Origin of the sequence: Streptomyces parvulus (genome assembly GCF_014648855.1) — a bacterium.
GTDB lineage: Bacteria > Actinomycetota > Actinomycetes > Streptomycetales > Streptomycetaceae > Streptomyces > Streptomyces parvulus.
This window is the reverse complement of sequence record NZ_BMRX01000001.1, coordinates 403,124-419,342: the sequence shown is the minus strand read 5'-3', so window position 1 is coordinate 419,342 and position 16,219 is coordinate 403,124. Positions and strand designations below refer to the sequence as shown.

The 16,219-nt window shown below is 71.6% G+C and carries 10 protein-coding genes and 1 tRNA gene; 10 read left to right on the top strand and 1 reads right to left on the bottom strand.

The genetic code is table 11. The features are described 5' to 3' along the window. Nucleotides 1-71: 71 nt before the first annotated feature. From dnaN to IE108_RS01945, 8 genes are all read left to right on the top strand, one after another. The gene (dnaN, locus tag IE108_RS01980; protein ID WP_064728819.1) at nt 72-1,202 is read left to right on the top strand and encodes a DNA polymerase III subunit beta; all 1,131 of its coding nucleotides are present in this window, start codon (nt 72-74) and stop codon (nt 1,200-1,202) included. Between the two features lie 195 nt (nt 1,203-1,397). Next, nucleotides 1,398-2,273, top strand: a complete 876-nt coding sequence (gnd, locus tag IE108_RS01975) for a phosphogluconate dehydrogenase (NAD(+)-dependent, decarboxylating) (RefSeq protein WP_064728820.1) — start codon at nt 1,398-1,400, stop codon at nt 2,271-2,273. A gap of 33 nt (nt 2,274-2,306) precedes the next feature. Next, nucleotides 2,307-3,428, top strand: a complete 1,122-nt coding sequence (gene recF / locus IE108_RS01970; protein WP_064728821.1) for a DNA replication/repair protein RecF — start codon at nt 2,307-2,309, stop codon at nt 3,426-3,428. Then, complete coding sequence (locus IE108_RS01965; protein ID WP_064728822.1) at nt 3,425-3,988, top strand: DciA family protein; 564 nt, start codon at nt 3,425-3,427, stop codon at nt 3,986-3,988. The genes recF and IE108_RS01965 overlap by 4 nt, the downstream gene beginning before the upstream one ends. A gap of 435 nt (nt 3,989-4,423) precedes the next feature. After that, entirely contained in the window at nt 4,424-6,484 is a 2,061-nt protein-coding gene (gene gyrB / locus IE108_RS01960) for a DNA topoisomerase (ATP-hydrolyzing) subunit B (protein ID WP_189397558.1), read from the top strand. A gap of 42 nt (nt 6,485-6,526) precedes the next feature. Beyond that, nucleotides 6,527-9,121 carry a DNA gyrase subunit A gene (gene gyrA / locus IE108_RS01955; protein WP_064728824.1) on the top strand — a complete coding sequence of 865 codons (2,595 nt, stop codon included), beginning with the start codon at nt 6,527-6,529 and terminating at the stop codon, nt 9,119-9,121. Nucleotides 9,122-9,139: 18 nt separating this feature from the next. Then, complete coding sequence (locus IE108_RS01950; protein WP_079163581.1) at nt 9,140-9,856, top strand: DUF3566 domain-containing protein; 717 nt, start codon at nt 9,140-9,142, stop codon at nt 9,854-9,856. 100 nt (nt 9,857-9,956) lie between these two features. Beyond that, a tRNA-Ile gene (locus tag IE108_RS01945) sits at nt 9,957-10,033 on the top strand. A gap of 478 nt (nt 10,034-10,511) precedes the next feature. On the opposite strand, the gene IE108_RS01940 is transcribed toward IE108_RS01945, so the two are convergent. Next, nucleotides 10,512-14,561, bottom strand: a complete 4,050-nt coding sequence (locus IE108_RS01940) for a WD40 repeat domain-containing protein (protein WP_064728826.1) — start codon at nt 14,559-14,561, stop codon at nt 10,512-10,514. Between the two features lie 472 nt (nt 14,562-15,033). On the opposite strand from IE108_RS01940, the gene IE108_RS01935 reads away from it, so the two are divergent. Both IE108_RS01935 and IE108_RS01930 read left to right on the top strand, forming a co-directional pair. After that, nucleotides 15,034-15,228 (top strand): ferredoxin, encoded by a 195-nt coding sequence (locus IE108_RS01935; RefSeq protein WP_064728827.1) that lies wholly within the window; start codon nt 15,034-15,036, stop codon nt 15,226-15,228. Nucleotides 15,229-15,254: 26 nt separating this feature from the next. Next, entirely contained in the window at nt 15,255-16,178 is a 924-nt protein-coding gene (locus tag IE108_RS01930; protein WP_229851554.1) for an FkbM family methyltransferase, read from the top strand. The last annotated feature ends 41 nt before the right edge of the window (nt 16,179-16,219 follow it).

Here is a 16,219-nt window from a genome sequence, read left to right as displayed (position 1 = left end):
GGACGACACCGACCCAGACGACGAAGGCCAGGCAGGGCGAGCAGCGCCGGCAACAGCAGGAGGCGGCAACAGTGAAGATCCGGGTGGAACGCGACGTACTCGCGGAGGCCGTGGCCTGGGCGGCGCGCAGCCTCCCGGCCCGTCCGCCGGCGCCGGTCCTCGCAGGCCTGCTGCTGAAGGCCGAGGAGGGGCAGCTGAGCCTGTCCAGCTTCGACTACGAGGTCTCCGCGCGGGTGTCGGTCGAGGCCGAGGTCGAGGAGGAGGGCACCGTCCTCGTCTCCGGCCGGCTGCTCGCCGACATCTCCCGCGCCCTCCCCAACCGGCCGGTGGAGATTTCCACAGACGGTGTACGGGCGACGGTGGTCTGCGGCTCCTCGCGGTTCACTCTCCACACCCTGCCGGTGGAGGAGTACCCGGCGCTGCCGCAGATGCCGGAGGCGACGGGCACGGTCCCCGGCGAGGTCTTCGCCGCGGCCGTGCAGCAGGTGGCGATCGCCGCGGGCCGCGACGACACGCTCCCCGTGCTGACCGGTGTGCGCATCGAGATCGAGGGCGACTCGGTGACGCTGGCCTCCACCGACCGCTACCGCTTCGCGGTCCGCGAGTTCCTGTGGAAGCCGGAGAACCCGGAGGTGTCCGCGGTCGCCCTGGTGCCCGCCAAGACGCTCCAGGACACCGCGAAGGCGCTGACCAGCGGCGACCAGGTGATCATCGCGCTGTCCGGCTCGGGCGCCGGTGAGGGCCTGATCGGCTTCGAGGGCGCCGGCCGCCGGACGACGACGCGGCTGCTGGAGGGCGACCTCCCGAAGTACAAGACGCTGTTCCCGACGGAGTTCAACAGCGTCGCCGTGATCGAGACCGCCCCCTTCGTGGAGGCCGTCAAGCGCGTGGCCCTGGTCGCCGAGCGCAACACCCCGGTGCGGCTCAGCTTCGAGCAGGGCGTGCTCATCCTGGAGGCCGGCTCCAGCGACGACGCACAGGCTGTGGAAAGGGTCGACGCCCAGCTGGACGGCGACGACATCTCGATCGCCTTCAACCCGACCTTCCTGCTGGACGGTCTGAGCGCCATCGACTCGCCGGTCGCCCAGCTGTCCTTCACGACGTCCACGAAGCCGGCGCTGCTCAGCGGCAAGCCCGCGCTGGACGCGGAGGCGGACGAGGCCTACAAGTACCTGATCATGCCGGTGCGGTTGTCGGGCTGAGCGTCCCGTTCCGTCGGGGTTGTCCACAGGGTGAGGAAAACCCGCAGGTGGGGGCGTACGTCTGAGCGCGTATGCCCACAGCTGTGCACGGACGTGCGGGTTTAGGCTCGGCGCGGGTACGAAAGTGCCGCGGCACGCATCCGGCGGGTTCGGAGGTGCCGCCTTGCCACCTCGCACACCTAAGGGAAGCTACTGATGGAGCTCGGTCTCGTCGGCCTCGGCAAGATGGGCGGCAACATGCGCGAGCGGATCCGCCGCGCGGGCCACACCGTCGTCGGATACGACCGCAACGCGGACCTCGCCGACGTCCACAGCCTGGAAGAGCTCGTGGGCAAGCTCAGCGCGCCGCGCGTGGTCTGGGTCATGGTCCCGGCCGGCGAGGCCACCCAGGCCACCGTCGACCGGCTCGGGGAGCTGCTGGAGCCCGGCGACGTCGTCGTGGACGGCGGCAACTCCCGCTGGACGGACGACGAGAAGCACGCCGGGGAGCTGGCCGCCAAGGGCATAGGCTTCGTCGACTGCGGCGTCTCCGGCGGCGTCTGGGGCCTGGAGAACGGCTACGCGCTGATGTACGGCGGCGACGCGGAGAACGTCGCCAAGGTGCAGCCGGTCTTCGACGCCCTCAAGCCGGAGGGCGACTTCGGTGCCGTCCACGCCGGCAGGGTCGGCGCGGGCCACTTCGCGAAGATGGTCCACAACGGCATCGAGTACGCGATGATGCAGGCCTACGCCGAGGGCTGGGAGCTGCTGGAGAAGGTCGACTCCGTGGAGAACGTCCGCGAGGTCTTCCGCTCCTGGCAGGAGGGCACGGTGATCCGTTCCTGGCTCCTGGACCTGGCCGTCAACGCGCTCGACGAGGACGAGCACCTCGGTGAGCTGCGGGGTTACGCACAGGACTCCGGTGAGGGACGCTGGACGGTGGAGGCCGCGATCGACAACGCGGTGCCGCTGCCGGCGATCACGGCGTCGCTGTTCGCGCGGTTCGCGTCCCGGCAGGACGACTCTCCGCAGATGAAGATGATCGCCGCGCTGCGCAACCAGTTCGGCGGCCACGCGGTCGAGAAGAAGTAGGCACCACCAGTTTGGGGAGGTCGGCGAACGACCATGCACGTCACGCATCTGTCGCTGGCCGACTTCCGCTCCTACGCCCGGGTCGAGGTGCCCCTGGACCCGGGCGTCACGGCCTTCGTCGGCCCCAACGGGCAGGGCAAGACGAACCTGGTCGAGGCCGTCGGCTACCTCGCCACCCTCGGCAGCCACCGCGTCTCCTCCGACGCGCCGCTGGTCCGCATGGGCGCCGAGCGCGCCGTGATCCGCGCCCAGGTCAGACAGGGCGAGCGGCAGCAGCTGATCGAGCTGGAGCTGAACCCGGGCAAGGCCAACCGGGCTCGTATCAACAGGTCCTCGCAGGTCAAGCCGCGTGACGTGCTCGGCATCGTGCGCACCGTGCTGTTCGCGCCGGAGGATCTGGCGCTGGTGAAGGGCGATCCCGGGGAGCGGCGCCGCTTCCTGGACGAGCTGATCACCGCCCGGTCGCCGCGGATGGCCGGGGTGCGCGCCGACTACGACCGGGTGCTCAAGCAGCGCAACACCCTGCTGAAGTCCGCCGCGCTCGCCCGCCGGCACGGGGGCCGGACGATGGACCTGTCCACGCTCGACGTCTGGGACCAGCACCTCGCGCGCGCGGGCGCCGAGCTGCTCGCGCAGCGCCTGGACCTGATCGCGGCCGTGCAGCCGCTGGCCGACAAGGCCTACGAGCGGCTGGCCCCGGGCGGCGGCCCCGTCGCCCTGGAGTACAAGCCGTCGGCGCCCGGCGAGGCGCACACGCGCGAGGACCTGTACGAGCAGCTGACGGCGGCGCTCGCCGAGGCGCGCAAGCAGGAGATCGAGCGGGGCGTGACCCTGGTGGGGCCGCACCGCGACGACCTGCTGCTCAAGCTGGGCTCGCTGCCCGCCAAGGGGTACGCCTCCCACGGCGAGTCCTGGTCGTACGCGCTGGCGCTGCGGCTGGCCTCCTTCGATCTGCTGCGGGCCGAGGGCAACGAACCGGTGCTGGTCCTGGACGACGTCTTCGCCGAGCTGGACGCGCGGCGCCGGGAGCGGCTGGCCGAGCTGGTGGCGCCCGGGGAGCAGGTACTGGTGACCGCCGCGGTCGACGACGACGTGCCGGCGGTGCTGGCGGGGACCCGCTTCGCGGTCGCGGAGGGCACGGTGGAGCGGGTATGAGCGCGGACGGACCGGTGCCCGGCGAGCAGCCCGCCGCGGGGGGCGGGGAGCCCGAGCCGTCGGGCGTCGACCTGGCGCGCGTGGCGCTCAGGGCGGCGCGGGAGGCGGCACGCGCACGTGGGGACGAGGCGCGGCAGAAGAAGCAGGCCCGGCGGGGCGGACTGCGCTCGGGGGCGCGGGCGGACGGCCGGGACCCGATGGCGCTCGGGTCGGCGATCAACCGCCTGATCACCGAGCGGGGCTGGGAGACGCCGGCCGCGGTGGGCGGGGTGATGGGCCGCTGGCCGCAGATCGTCGGTGAGGACGTGGCCAAGCACTGCGTGCCGGAGCGGTACGACGAGGACGAGCGGGTGCTGGTCGTGCGCTGCGACTCGACGGCCTGGGCGACGAACCTGCGGCTGCTGGCGCCGACCCTGGTGGCGCGTTTGAACGAGGACCTGGGGCACGGTTCGGTGCGGATGATCAAGGTGCTCGGCCCGGGGCACTCCGGGGGCCCCGGACGCCGGTACGGCCCGCTGCGGGCCCCCGGCAGCCAGGGTCCCGGCGACACCTACGGGTGACCTCCGGGGCGATCTGGCACCCCGTCACGCATGGGTGATGTACCTCACATATTCGAGTCCGGGGCGGTGGTGTGAACCGCCCGCGCCCCCTTCGGCGTACCCCTGTGAGCGGGCGCGCGCCCCGATCTGACTCCCAAGTAGCCAAGGGTTGACGCCTCGAAGCGCTGAGTGCCGTTGTGAGCCTCTTGAGGCCCCCTTCCGCATATCGGGAGTCGGACGAGGCTGGTTCAGGGCGGCACATGCGGACTCAGGTACCGGCAAACCCCCATCAGTGTCAGTGGTACCGGTAGACTGGGAGAGAATCCCGCCCCGAACGTGGGGACCGTTCGGGACTAGCTGAGCAACGCTGATCAAGGCTTACCAACGCAACATGCCGCAGCCGCTCCGGCAACCCGCCGACGAGCCCGGCTCGTGCTGTGCCAGAAAGGGCGCTTCGTGGCCGATTCCGGCAACCCCAACGAGAACAACCCGTCCACCGACACCGGCGTGAACGACGTGGTGAGCACTTCGAACGGCGCGACCTCCGCCTCGTACGACGCCAGTGCCATCACCGTGCTCGAGGGTCTGGACGCGGTCCGCAAGCGACCCGGTATGTACATCGGCTCGACCGGTGAACGCGGCCTGCACCACCTGGTGCAGGAGGTCGTGGACAACTCCGTCGACGAGGCGCTGGCCGGCCACGCGGACACCATCGACGTCACGATCCTCGCCGACGGCGGCGTCCGGGTCGTCGACAACGGCCGCGGCATCCCGGTGGGCATCCACCCCGTGGAGAAGAAGCCGGCCGTCGAGGTCGTCCTGACGGTGCTGCACGCGGGCGGCAAGTTCGGCGGCGGCGGTTACGCGGTCTCCGGTGGTCTGCACGGTGTCGGTGTCTCCGTCGTGAACGCCCTGTCGTCCCGGCTGTCCGTCGACATCAAGTGCGACGGCTACCGCTGGACGCAGGACTACAAGCTCGGTGTCCCCACCGCGCCGCTGGCCCAGCACGAGGCGGTTGAGGACTCCGGTACGACGGTCACCTTCTGGGCCGACCCGGACATCTTCGAGACCACCGAGTACTCCTTCGAGACGCTGTCGCGGCGTTTCCAGGAGATGGCGTTCCTCAACAAGGGCCTGCGCATCAACCTCACCGACGAGCGCGAGTCGGCGAAGGCCACGGCCGGCGCGGACGAGGCGGGCGAGGACGAGAAGCACGAGGTCAAGAGCGTCTCGTACTACTACGAGGGCGGCATCGTCGACTTCGTGAAGTACCTCAACTCCCGCAAGGGGGAAGTGGTGCACCCGAGCGTGATCGACCTGGAGGCGGAGGACAAGGACCGCAACCTGTCCCTCGAGGTCGCCATGCAGTGGAACGGCGGCTACACCGAGGGTGTCTACTCCTTCGCCAACATCATCCACACCCACGAGGGCGGCACCCACGAGGAGGGCTTCCGTGCGGCGCTGACCTCGCTCATCAACAAGTACGCGCGCGACAAGCGGCTGCTGCGCGAGAAGGACGACAACCTCACGGGTGACGACATCCGCGAGGGCCTGACGGCGATCATCTCGGTGAAGCTGTCCGAGCCGCAGTTCGAGGGCCAGACCAAGACCAAGCTGGGCAACACGGAGGTCAAGACCTTCGTCCAGCGCGTGGTCTACGAGCACCTGGCCGACTGGCTCGACCGCAATCCGAACGAGGCGGCGGACATCATCCGCAAGGGCATCCAGGCGGCCACCGCGCGCGTGGCGGCCCGCAAGGCCCGCGACCTGACCCGCCGCAAGGGCCTGCTGGAGACGGCGTCGCTGCCGGGCAAGCTGTCGGACTGCCAGTCCAACGACCCGACCAAGTGCGAGATCTTCATCGTCGAGGGCGACTCCGCCGGCGGTTCCGCCAAGTCCGGCCGGAACCCGCAGTACCAGGCGATCCTCCCGATCCGCGGCAAGATCCTCAACGTCGAGAAGGCGCGCATCGACCGGATCCTGCAGAACCAGGAGATCCAGGCGATGATCTCCGCGTTCGGCACCGGTGTGCACGAGGACTTCGACATCGAGAAGCTCCGCTATCACAAGATCATCCTGATGGCGGACGCCGACGTCGACGGCCAGCACATCAACACCCTGCTGCTGACCTTCCTGTTCCGCTTCATGCGGCCGCTGGTCGAGTCCGGGCACGTGTACCTGTCCCGCCCGCCGCTGTACAAGATCAAGTGGGGCCGGGACGACTTCGAGTACGCGTACTCCGACCGTGAGCGCGACGCGCTGATCGAGATGGGCCGCCAGGCCGGCAAGCGCATCCGCGAGGACTCCGTGCAGCGCTTCAAGGGTCTCGGCGAGATGAACGCCGAGGAGCTGCGCATCACGACCATGGACCAGGAGCACCGCGTCCTCGGCCAGGTCACGCTCGACGACGCCGCGCAGGCCGACGACCTGTTCTCGGTGCTGATGGGCGAGGACGTCGAGGCCCGGCGCGCGTTCATCCAGCGCAACGCCAAGGACGTCCGCTTCCTCGACATCTGAGTCGGTCTCAGCTGACCGCACCAGGAAGGACCTTCACCAGCAATGACCGACGAGAACTCCCCTGTGACGACGCCCGAGGGTGACGCCCTGGCGATGCGTGTCGAGCCCGTCGGGCTCGAGACGGAGATGCAGCGCTCGTACCTCGACTACGCGATGTCCGTCATCGTCTCGCGCGCGCTGCCCGACGTCCGCGACGGCCTCAAGCCGGTGCACCGCCGGGTGCTGTACGCGATGTACGACGGCGGCTACCGCCCCGAGCGCGGCTTCTACAAGTGCGCCCGCGTGGTCGGCGACGTCATGGGCAACTACCACCCGCACGGCGACAGCTCCATCTACGACGCGCTGGTGCGCCTCGCCCAGCCCTGGTCGATGCGGATGCCGCTGGTCGACTCCAACGGAAACTTCGGCTCGCCGGGCAACGACCCGGCGGCGGCCATGCGCTATACCGAGTGCAAGATGGCGCCGCTGTCCATGGAGATGGTCCGCGACATCGACGAGGAGACCGTCGACTTCACGGACAACTACGACGGCCGCTCCCAGGAGCCGACCGTCCTGCCCGCCCGCTTCCCGAACCTGCTGATCAACGGCTCGGCCGGCATCGCGGTCGGCATGGCGACCAACATCCCGCCGCACAACCTGCGCGAGGTCGCGGCCGGCGCCCAGTGGTACCTGGAGAACTACGAGTCCTCGCACGAGGAGCTGCTGGACGCGCTGATCGAGCGCATCAAGGGCCCGGACTTCCCGACCGGCGCCCTGGTGGTGGGCCGCCGGGGCATCGAGGAGGCGTACCGCACCGGCCGCGGTTCCATCACGATGCGCGCGGTCGTCGAGGTCGAGGAGATCCAGAACCGCCAGTGCCTGGTGGTCACGGAGCTGCCCTACCAGACCAACCCGGACAACCTCGCGCAGAAGATCGCCGACCTGGTGAAGGACGGCAAGATCGGCGGCATCGCCGACGTCCGCGACGAGACGTCGTCCCGCACCGGCCAGCGCCTGGTCATCGTCCTGAAGCGGGACGCGGTCGCCAAGGTCGTCCTGAACAACCTCTACAAGCACACCGACCTGCAGTCGAACTTCGGCGCCAACATGCTGGCGCTGGTCGACGGCGTGCCGCGGACCCTCTCCCTGGACGCGTTCATCCGCCACTGGGTGAACCACCAGATCGAGGTCATCGTCCGCCGGACGCGCTTCCGGCTGCGCAAGGCCGAGGAGCGGGCGCACATCCTGCGCGGCCTGCTCAAGGCCCTGGACGCCATCGACGAGGTCATCGCGCTGATCCGGCGCAGCGACACCGTCGAGATCGCGCGCCACGGCCTGATGGGCCTCCTGGAGATCGACGAGATCCAGGCCAACGCGATCCTGGAGATGCAGCTGCGCCGGCTGGCGGCCCTGGAGCGCCAGAAGATCGTCCAGGAGCACGACGAACTCCAGGCGAAGATCCGCGAGTACAACGAGATCCTCGCCTCCCCGGTCCGGCAGCGCGGCATCGTCAGCGAGGAGCTGGCGGCGCTCGTCGAGAAGTACGGCGACGACCGCAAGACCAAGCTGATCCCGTACGAGGGCGACATGTCCATCGAGGACCTGATCGCCGAGGAGGACATCGTCGTCACGGTCACCCGGGGCGGCTACATCAAGCGCACCAAGACCGACGACTACCGCGCCCAGAAGCGCGGCGGCAAGGGCGTGCGCGGCGCGAAGCTCAAGGAAGACGACATCGTCAACCACTTCTTCGTGTCCACCACGCACCACTGGCTGCTGTTCTTCACCAACAAGGGCCGCGTCTACCGGGTGAAGGCGTACGAGCTGCCCGACGCCGGGCGGGACGCGCGCGGGCAGCACGTCGCGAACCTGCTGGCCTTCCAGCCGGACGAGACGATCGCCCAGATCCGCGCGATCCGCGACTACGAGGCGGTGCCCTACCTGGTGCTGGCCACCAAGGCCGGCCTGGTGAAGAAGACGTCGCTCAAGGACTACGACTCGCCGCGCTCCGGTGGCGTGATCGCCATCAACCTGCGCGAGCAGGCGGACGGTTCCGACGACGAGCTGATCGGTGCCGAGCTGGTCTCGGCCGAGGACGATCTGCTGCTGATCAGCAAGAAGGCGCAGTCGATCAGGTTCACCGCGTCGGACGACACGCTGCGTCCGATGGGCCGCGCGACCTCGGGCGTCAAGGGCATGAGTTTCCGCGAAGGGGACGAGCTGCTCTCGATGAATGTTGTTCGAGCCGGTACGTTCGTGTTCACTGCCACCGACGGCGGTTACGCGAAGCGGACCTCCGTCGACGAGTACCGCGTCCAGGGTCGCGGCGGCCTCGGTATCAAGGCCGCCAAGATCGTCGAGGACCGCGGGTCGCTCGTGGGCGCGCTGGTGGTCGAGGAGCACGACGAGATCCTCGCCATCACACTCTCGGGCGGTGTGATTCGTACGCGAGTCAGCGGGGTCAGGGAGACCGGCCGTGACACCATGGGCGTTCAACTGATCAATCTGGGCAAGCGCGATGCCGTCGTCGGCATCGCACGCAACGCCGAGGCGGGACGCGAGGCGGAGGAGGTCGACGGCGATGTAGTCGTCGACGAGGCCGCCGAGGGTCCCGAGACCACCGGCACGGACGAGGGTGAGGCGCCCTCGGCCGAGTAGCACGAGGAGAGAGTCATCGTGAGCGGAGCCACGGGCGCCGGGTCGGCCGGTACCTCCAGGGGTACGGAAACGGGCGGCGGCGGCCGTGGCTCCGCCGCGCGTGCGACCGATCCGCACACGACTCAGCTGCGCAAGATCGACGACGGCGCGACCGACTCGCAGACGTCGCAGAAGCATGGATCCCAGGGGGGAACTGTGACGGACACCCGAGGCCAGCAGACCCAGCAGGCGGCCTCACCGCTGCCGGGGGAGCGGCAGCCCCAGCAGCCGGGCGGGCCGTACCACCCGCCGCAGGCCTACCAGACCCAGGGCGGCAACGCCTCCGCCGTGCGCCGCCCGCGCACCGGCGCGCGCACCACGCCGCGGGTCCGCAAGGCGCGGCTGCGGGTGTCGAAGGCCGACCCGTGGTCGGTGATGAAGGTCAGCTTCCTGCTCTCCATCGCGCTCGGCATCTGCACGATCGTCGCGTCCGCCGTGCTGTGGATGGTCATGGACGCCATGGGCGTCTTCTCCACCGTCGGCGGCACGATCTCCGAGGCCACCGGCTCCAACGAGTCCAACGGCTTCGACCTCCAGTCCTTCCTGTCGCTGCCCAACGTGCTGCTGTTCGCGACGGTCATCGCCGTCATCGACGTCGTCCTCGCGACGGCGCTGGCCACGCTCGGCGCGTTCATCTACAACCTGTCCGCCGGCTTCGTCGGAGGCGTGGAGCTGACGCTCGCCGAGGACGAGTGATCGTCCCTCCGGGACCCCGCGAGAACCGATTTTGGGACTGCCCTCCTCGTGCGCTAATCTTCAGGAGTCAGCGCGCGGGACATACACCGCAGAGCGCGGCGGGGCTATAGCTCAGTTGGTTAGAGCGCATCCCTGATAAGGATGAGGCCACAGGTTCAAATCCTGTTAGCCCCACCATCACGAAGACCCCCAGCCGGTAGCGGTTGGGGGTCTTTGGCATCCATGGCTGACATCTACGGCGGTCACGGAACCAGCTCCGGCTCACCGGCGTCGTGCATCGTGCTTGGCACGCACGCACGCACGCTTCGCTGAGGAGGACTGTGGAAGGCGATCCGCCGTGGTGGGCGATCTTCGTGATCTCAGCCGGGGTGACAGCGGTTCTCGGGGCGATCCTTCTGTCCGCGGTCGCCGCTGTGGCTCTCAGCGTGATGTGGGTGCGCGGCAGGTTGCGCCGCCGCCCTTCCAGGGGGCACGTCAGCCGATGAGCGGGTCTTCCAGGACCTCGGCGTGCCGGGGCTGGTGGACCGTGAGGAGGCCCGGTCGCCGGCGACGGGGGATGCGCCGGCGGCCGGGCCGGGGTCAGGCTAACAAGGGTGGGCGAGCCGTGAGTGCCGACCGGTCGGTCCGGGATCGGGGTGTGACCGGAGTCACTTGGTCAGTGGCCGCACGGGGGTTCGTAGTCCAGGCGGGACAGGTACTCGCGCCACTTCTCCTCGGTCAGCACGCCGCGGGTGGCCGAGCAGATGCGGTCGATGGCGTCGTCCACACCGAGGTTCCAGAGCCGGACGGTGTCCGTTCCGCTGGACACCCCCATCATGTGGCGCACGGGGCTGAAGGCGAGGAAGCTGCCCGTCTTGGCGTTGGGGCTCATGGACTGGCCGATGGGGGCGGCCTCGGCGGGGTTCGTCACGTTCCAGAGGCGGACCGTGTTGTCGTTGGCGCCGCTGGCCAGCGTCTCGCCGCCCTGGCTGAACGTCACCGACATCACCGAGTCGGTGTGGCCGGCGAGCGTGGCCTCCGGCCGCTCCTGCTCCCCGGAGCCGGAGACGGCCCAGAGGCGGACCGTGCCGTCGTCGCTGCCGCTGGCCAGGGTGCGCCCGTCGGGACTGTAGGCGAGGGCGTTGACGGGCCCGAGGTGGCCGGTGCGGGGCCTGCCGCGGGGGACGGCGTGCGCGGGGTCGCTCACGTCCCAGAGCCGCACGGTGTCGTCGGCGCTGCCGCTGGCGAGGGTGCGCCCGTCGGGGCTGAAGGCGAGCGTGTTGACGTACCCCCGGTGGCCGGTGAGCGGGTTGCCCAGCCGGCGCGGGTGGGCGGGGTCCGAGGTGTTCCACAGCTGGACGGTGCGGTCCTCGTAGGCCGTCGCCAGCGTGTGGCCGTCGGCGCTGAACGCGAGCGAGCCGGGGCCCGCGTACCGGGTGCGCAGCGGTACCGGCGGCCCGTGGGCGGTGGGCCGGGCCGGGTCCGCGACGTTCCAGAGGTGGACCGTGTCCGAGCAGAGCACCGCCAGGGTGTCGCCGTCCCGGGAGAAGACCAGCGACCGTATGTCGCCCCGGCCGGGTCGGAACGGCTCGGCGAGGGCGACCGGCCGGGCGGGGTCGGACACGTTCCACAGCCGGACCCGGCCGTCGCGGGCCGCGGTGGCCATGACCTCCCCGTCCCGGCGGAAGGCACCGGTCCGGCCGATCATGTCCGACGTCGGCAGCGACCACAGGCGCACCTTGCTGTCCCCGCTGCCGGTGGCGAGGGTGCGTCCGTCGGGGCTGAAGCCGAGCGCGTACATCTCCCCGCTGCTCCCGGCCAGGGGCATCCCCACCTGCGACGGGTAGGCCGGGTCGCTCACGTTCCACAGGCTCGCCGTGGAGTCCGCGCTGCTCGCGGCGAGGGTGTCCCCGTCGGGGCTGAAGGCGACCGACCAGACGGGCCCGGTGTGGCCGGTGAGCGGGGCGCCCTGGGATCTCGCGCGGGCCGGGTCGCTCACGTCCCACAGCCGCACGGTGTCGTCCGCGCTGCCGCTGGCGAGGGTGTCCCCGTCGGGGCTGAAGGCCACGGAGTGGATCAGGGCGCCGTGCCCGGTCAGGGGGGCCAGGGCCCGGGGCCGGCCGCGGTCGGCCACGTCCCACAGGCGGACCGCGTTGTCGTCGCCGCCGGCGGCCAGCGTGCGCCCGTCCGGGCTGAACGCCACGGAGCGCACCGCCGCGCCCGACCCGGTGAGGGTGTCCAGGGCCCGCGGCCGGCTCCGGTCGGCGACGTCCCACAGCCGGACGGCGTGGTCGTCGTGGGCGGAGGCGAGGGTGCGGCCGTCCGGCGTGAAGGCGAGCAGGTAGACGGTGCCGCCGCGGCCGGACAGGGGCGCGCCGAGCGGACGCGGGTGGGCCGGGTCCCGTACGTCCCACAGCCGGATCGTGCCGTCGTCGGAGGCGCTGGCCAGGGTGCGGCCGTCCGGGCTGAACACGGCGGTGCTCACCCAGCTGTCGTGGCCGGTGAGCGGCTTGCCGAGCGGCTCGGGGCGGGCCGGGTCGGACACGTCCCACAGCCGGACGCTCCGGTCGTAGCTGGCCGTCGCCAGGGTGTGGCCGTCGGGGCTGAACGAGGTCAGGTAGACGGCGCCGGTGTGGCCGAGGAGCGGCGTGGCCAGCGGCGCGTTCACGATGGATATCAGCCGGTTGCGGACGTTCTCGTCGTCCGGCCGCAGGCGGTGCGCCGCCAGGTCGAGCTGGGCGGACAGCGACGGGTCCGTGTCCTCCACGCGGTCGGCCTCGGCGACGACCTGCTCGAAGACCGCGTCGTTGCGCTGCTGCCAGGCGATGACCGCCGATCCGACTGCCACCAGGGCGAGCACGACCAGCGCCGACACCGCGGCGCGCCGGATCACGACGGTGCGCCGGCGCAGTCGGCCCGCGGCGGCGAGGAAGTCCACCGCGCTGCGGGTCAGGAAGGTGCCCCCGGCGGAGTCCGCCCAGCCGCGGGCCTGTTCCAGCCGGGAGCCCCGGTAGAGCAGAGCGGTGTCGCGGTCGGACTCCTCCCAGGCCCGGCCGTCCTCCTCCAGCCGCTGGCGCAGCAGGTTGCCGGTGCGGTCCTCGTCGATCCAGTCGCGCAGCCGCGGCCAGGCGTGCAGCAGCGCCTCGTGGGTGATCTCCACGGTCTCGGCGTCGAGGGTCACCAGCCGGGCCCGTACCAGCGCCTCCAGGGACTCCTCGGTCTTGCCGGGATCCCTGGCTTCCTGCGCCAGCCGCCGCCGCGTGCTGCGTCTGCGGGTCGCCTGGGTGTCCTCGCCCAGCCGGACCAGCCGGAGCAGCAGCAGCCGCGCCGCCGTGCGGGCCGCCGGGTCCAGGCCCGACCAGGCCCGTTCGGCGGTGCCGGCCACGGCGCCCTGGATGCCGCCTGCCGCGCGGTACCCGGCGAGCGTCAGCCGGCCCGCCTTGCGCCGCTGCCAGGTGGCGAGCAGGGCGTGCGAGAGGAGCGGCAGCACGCCCGCGTCATGGGTCCCGTGCGGGCCGTCGGTGCTGACCTCACGGATGATCAGCTCGGCGAGCCCCGCCTCGAGTTCCATGCCGACGGCCTTGGCGGGGGCGGTCACCGCCTCGCGCAGTTCGGCGGTGGTCAGCGGCCCGAGCACCATGTGCCGGTGCTGGAGGGCGTCCGCCAGCTCGGGGTGGCGCAGGCACTGCTCGTAGAAGTCGGCGCGGATGCCCAGCGCCACGAGGACCGGCGCCGCCTGCCCGGGGCCGCCCGGCACGCAGGCGGCCTGGAGCAGGGCGATGAACGCACGCCGCTCGGACTCGTCCGGGCAGAGGGTGAAGGTCTCCTCGAACTGGTCCACGATGACGACCGGCCGCGCGGACGGTGCCCGTGCCTCCCCGTCCGGCGCCGCCCAGGCCGCGAAGGCCGCCCTGACCGCGTCCTCGGTGCCGGCCACGCCCGGCGTCCCGGTCCCGCGCACGGCGCGTACGACGGGCTCCAGCTGGGGTATGCGGCGGGCCAGTTCCCCGAGCGGGTCGACGCCCGGCACGAGCTGGAGGACCTGCCTCCGCTCGGTCGGCTCTCTCGGCTCCCTGGGCTCCTTGGGCGGGTCCGTGCCGCCCTCCGTTCCGTCGCCACCCCGAAGGGCGGGCACGAGTCCGGCGTTCAGGAGCGAGGACTTCCCCGCCCCGGAGGCGCCCACGAGCATCACCAGGCCGCCGGTCTCCTCGGCCGCCCGGAGCTGGGCGACGAGGGCCGCCGTGCTCCGCTCGCGCCCGAAGAACCAGTCGGCGTCCTCCCGGCGGTAGGCGGCCAGCCCCCGGTACGGGCAGACGCCGCCGGCGGCCTGGGTGTCGGCGGCGGGCTGCTCCTCCTCCGCGGCGGAGGGCGCGGGGCGTTCGCCGGTCGGGTCGGCCACCGCCCGCTCCCACAGGCGCTGCCACTGGCCCAGGTCGTACAGCCCCGCGGAGACCGGTACCGGGCGGGCGCGCCGGGCCAGCGGGACGAGGACGTGCAGGACGGCCGCGAGGGCGGGGAATTGGGCGGGTACGTTCTTGGCCCGCCGCCAGTCGCTGATCCGCTGCGCGGACACCCGTACGGGGCGGCCCCGTTCGTCCACCCGCTGGAGCCGGACGACGGCCTCGGACACGCGCTTCAGAGGGGGGTTGCCCGCCTCCCGGTAGAGCAGAGCGAGGCGTTCCGCGAAGGCCGTGCGCGCCCCTGAGTCGAAACTCAAGGCCTCCACTCCTTACTTCTCCCGCACTTGGACGTCCGGACCGGAAAACTCACTCTATATGCCTGACCTGCGGCTACCCCGTTCCCGAGGGTCCGGAACCTCCCCGCCGGGGACCGCGGATGGCAGGATCCCGTCGCAGTGGCGAGTCGGCCGCGAGGCACCCGGACAGGTCAACGGCCCGGCGTTCGCGGAGCCACCCCGTCAGGCCGCACGTTCTCGGTCAGCTTTCGGTGGCCCAGCCCTTCCCGACCCGCTCCGGCACCACACGCGGTACACGGCCGGCATGGTTCGGCTCCGGTCCCCACGAGGGGAGGGACCGGTGCCAAACCATGCCGGTGCGTGTGTCGTCCGGTTCGACGCGTACCCGTCCGCCTCCGCGCGTACCCGCCGATTCGGTTTCGCCCGGGACGGATTCGGCGCACCGCCGGGTGGGCAGGCACGTCGTGAAGGTTTCCGCAGCCGACCGCCGCTGGAGCGCGCCATGAGGATCTCCGTCGACCCCGAGCAGTGCTACGGGTCCGGCGACTGCGTCCACCGGGCCCCGTCCGTCTTCACCAAGGTCGACGGTCTGGGCGCCGTGATACCCGGGCGGGAGTACGCCGTCGACGTGGACCGGGTGCGGGAGGCGGTCGAGGGGTGCCCCTCCGCCGCGATCACGCTCTCGGGCGAGGACTGAGCATCCGGGGGGACGCGGGCGGCACCGTGCCCGCAGTGCTGCCCGAGGCCCTGGTCACCCTCGCCGCCCGGTACGTCCGCCACGCGCCCGGCACGCTCGGGAAGCCGGCCCTCACCGCCGGCTGGCTGAACGCCCGGCTGCGGGACCACCCCCGCCGCAGGGTCGTGCGGGTGCGCTCCGGCGACCTGTTCGCCGTGGACACGCGCGACCTCATCCAGCGTTACCTGTACATGTTCGGCACCTGGGAGCCGCACCTGACGGCGTGGCTGCGGCGCCGGCTGCGCCCGGGGGACGGTTTCGTGGACGTCGGGGCCAACATCGGGGTCTTCAGCGTGCTCGCGGGCCGGCTCGTCGGCGCCGAGGGCCGGGTGGTCGCCGTCGAGGCCTCCCCCGATCTCCACCGGCGCCTGGTGGAGCACACGCGTCTCAACGGCCTGCGCAACGTCCGCGCGCTCAACGCGGCCGTCTCCGACCGCCGCCGGTCCCTGACCTTCGTCCTGGCCAGCTCGCGGAACACCGGCGCGAACAGCATCGTCCCGTACGACGGCCCCGCGGAGTCCAGCTTCGAGACCGAGGCCCTCCCGCTGCCGGACCTCCTCGAACCGGCGGAGCTGGCCGCCGCCCGCGTGATCAAGATCGACGTTGAGGGCGCGGAGGGCGGCGTGGTGCGCGGCCTGGCCCCGGTCCTGGGCGACCTGCGGCCGGACGCGGAGATCTGCGTCGAGGTCACGCCGGAACGCCTGGCCCGGCTGGGCGACTCGGTCGAGGACCTGCTGGCGGTGATGCGGAACGCCGGATTCCACGTCTACCGCCTCGCCAACGACTACGCCCCCGGCAGCTACCCCGAGGCGCTGCGCGGAGAGCTCGGCGTGCCGGTCCGCCTGCGCGGGCCCGTGGCCGGGGAGAGCGACCTGGTCTTCTCGCGGGTGGACGCGGAGACGCTGCCCTGAGCCGCTCGCGGTGCCGTTCGGTGGCCGCAAGTGGCGGAGGG

Bases quoted from the DNA above. Each gene is read 5' to 3' on its own strand.
- gnd (WP_064728820.1), top strand. From the start codon at position 1,398: ATGGAGCTCGGTCTCGTCGGCCTCGGCAAGATGGGCGGCAACATGCGC.
- recF (WP_064728821.1), top strand. From the start codon at position 2,307: ATGCACGTCACGCATCTGTCGCTGGCCGACTTCCGCTCCTACGCCCGG.
- IE108_RS01965 (WP_064728822.1), top strand. From the start codon at position 3,425: ATGAGCGCGGACGGACCGGTGCCCGGCGAGCAGCCCGCCGCGGGGGGC.
- gyrA (WP_064728824.1), top strand. From the start codon at position 6,527: ATGACCGACGAGAACTCCCCTGTGACGACGCCCGAGGGTGACGCCCTG.
- IE108_RS01935 (WP_064728827.1), top strand. From the start codon at position 15,034: ATGAGGATCTCCGTCGACCCCGAGCAGTGCTACGGGTCCGGCGACTGC.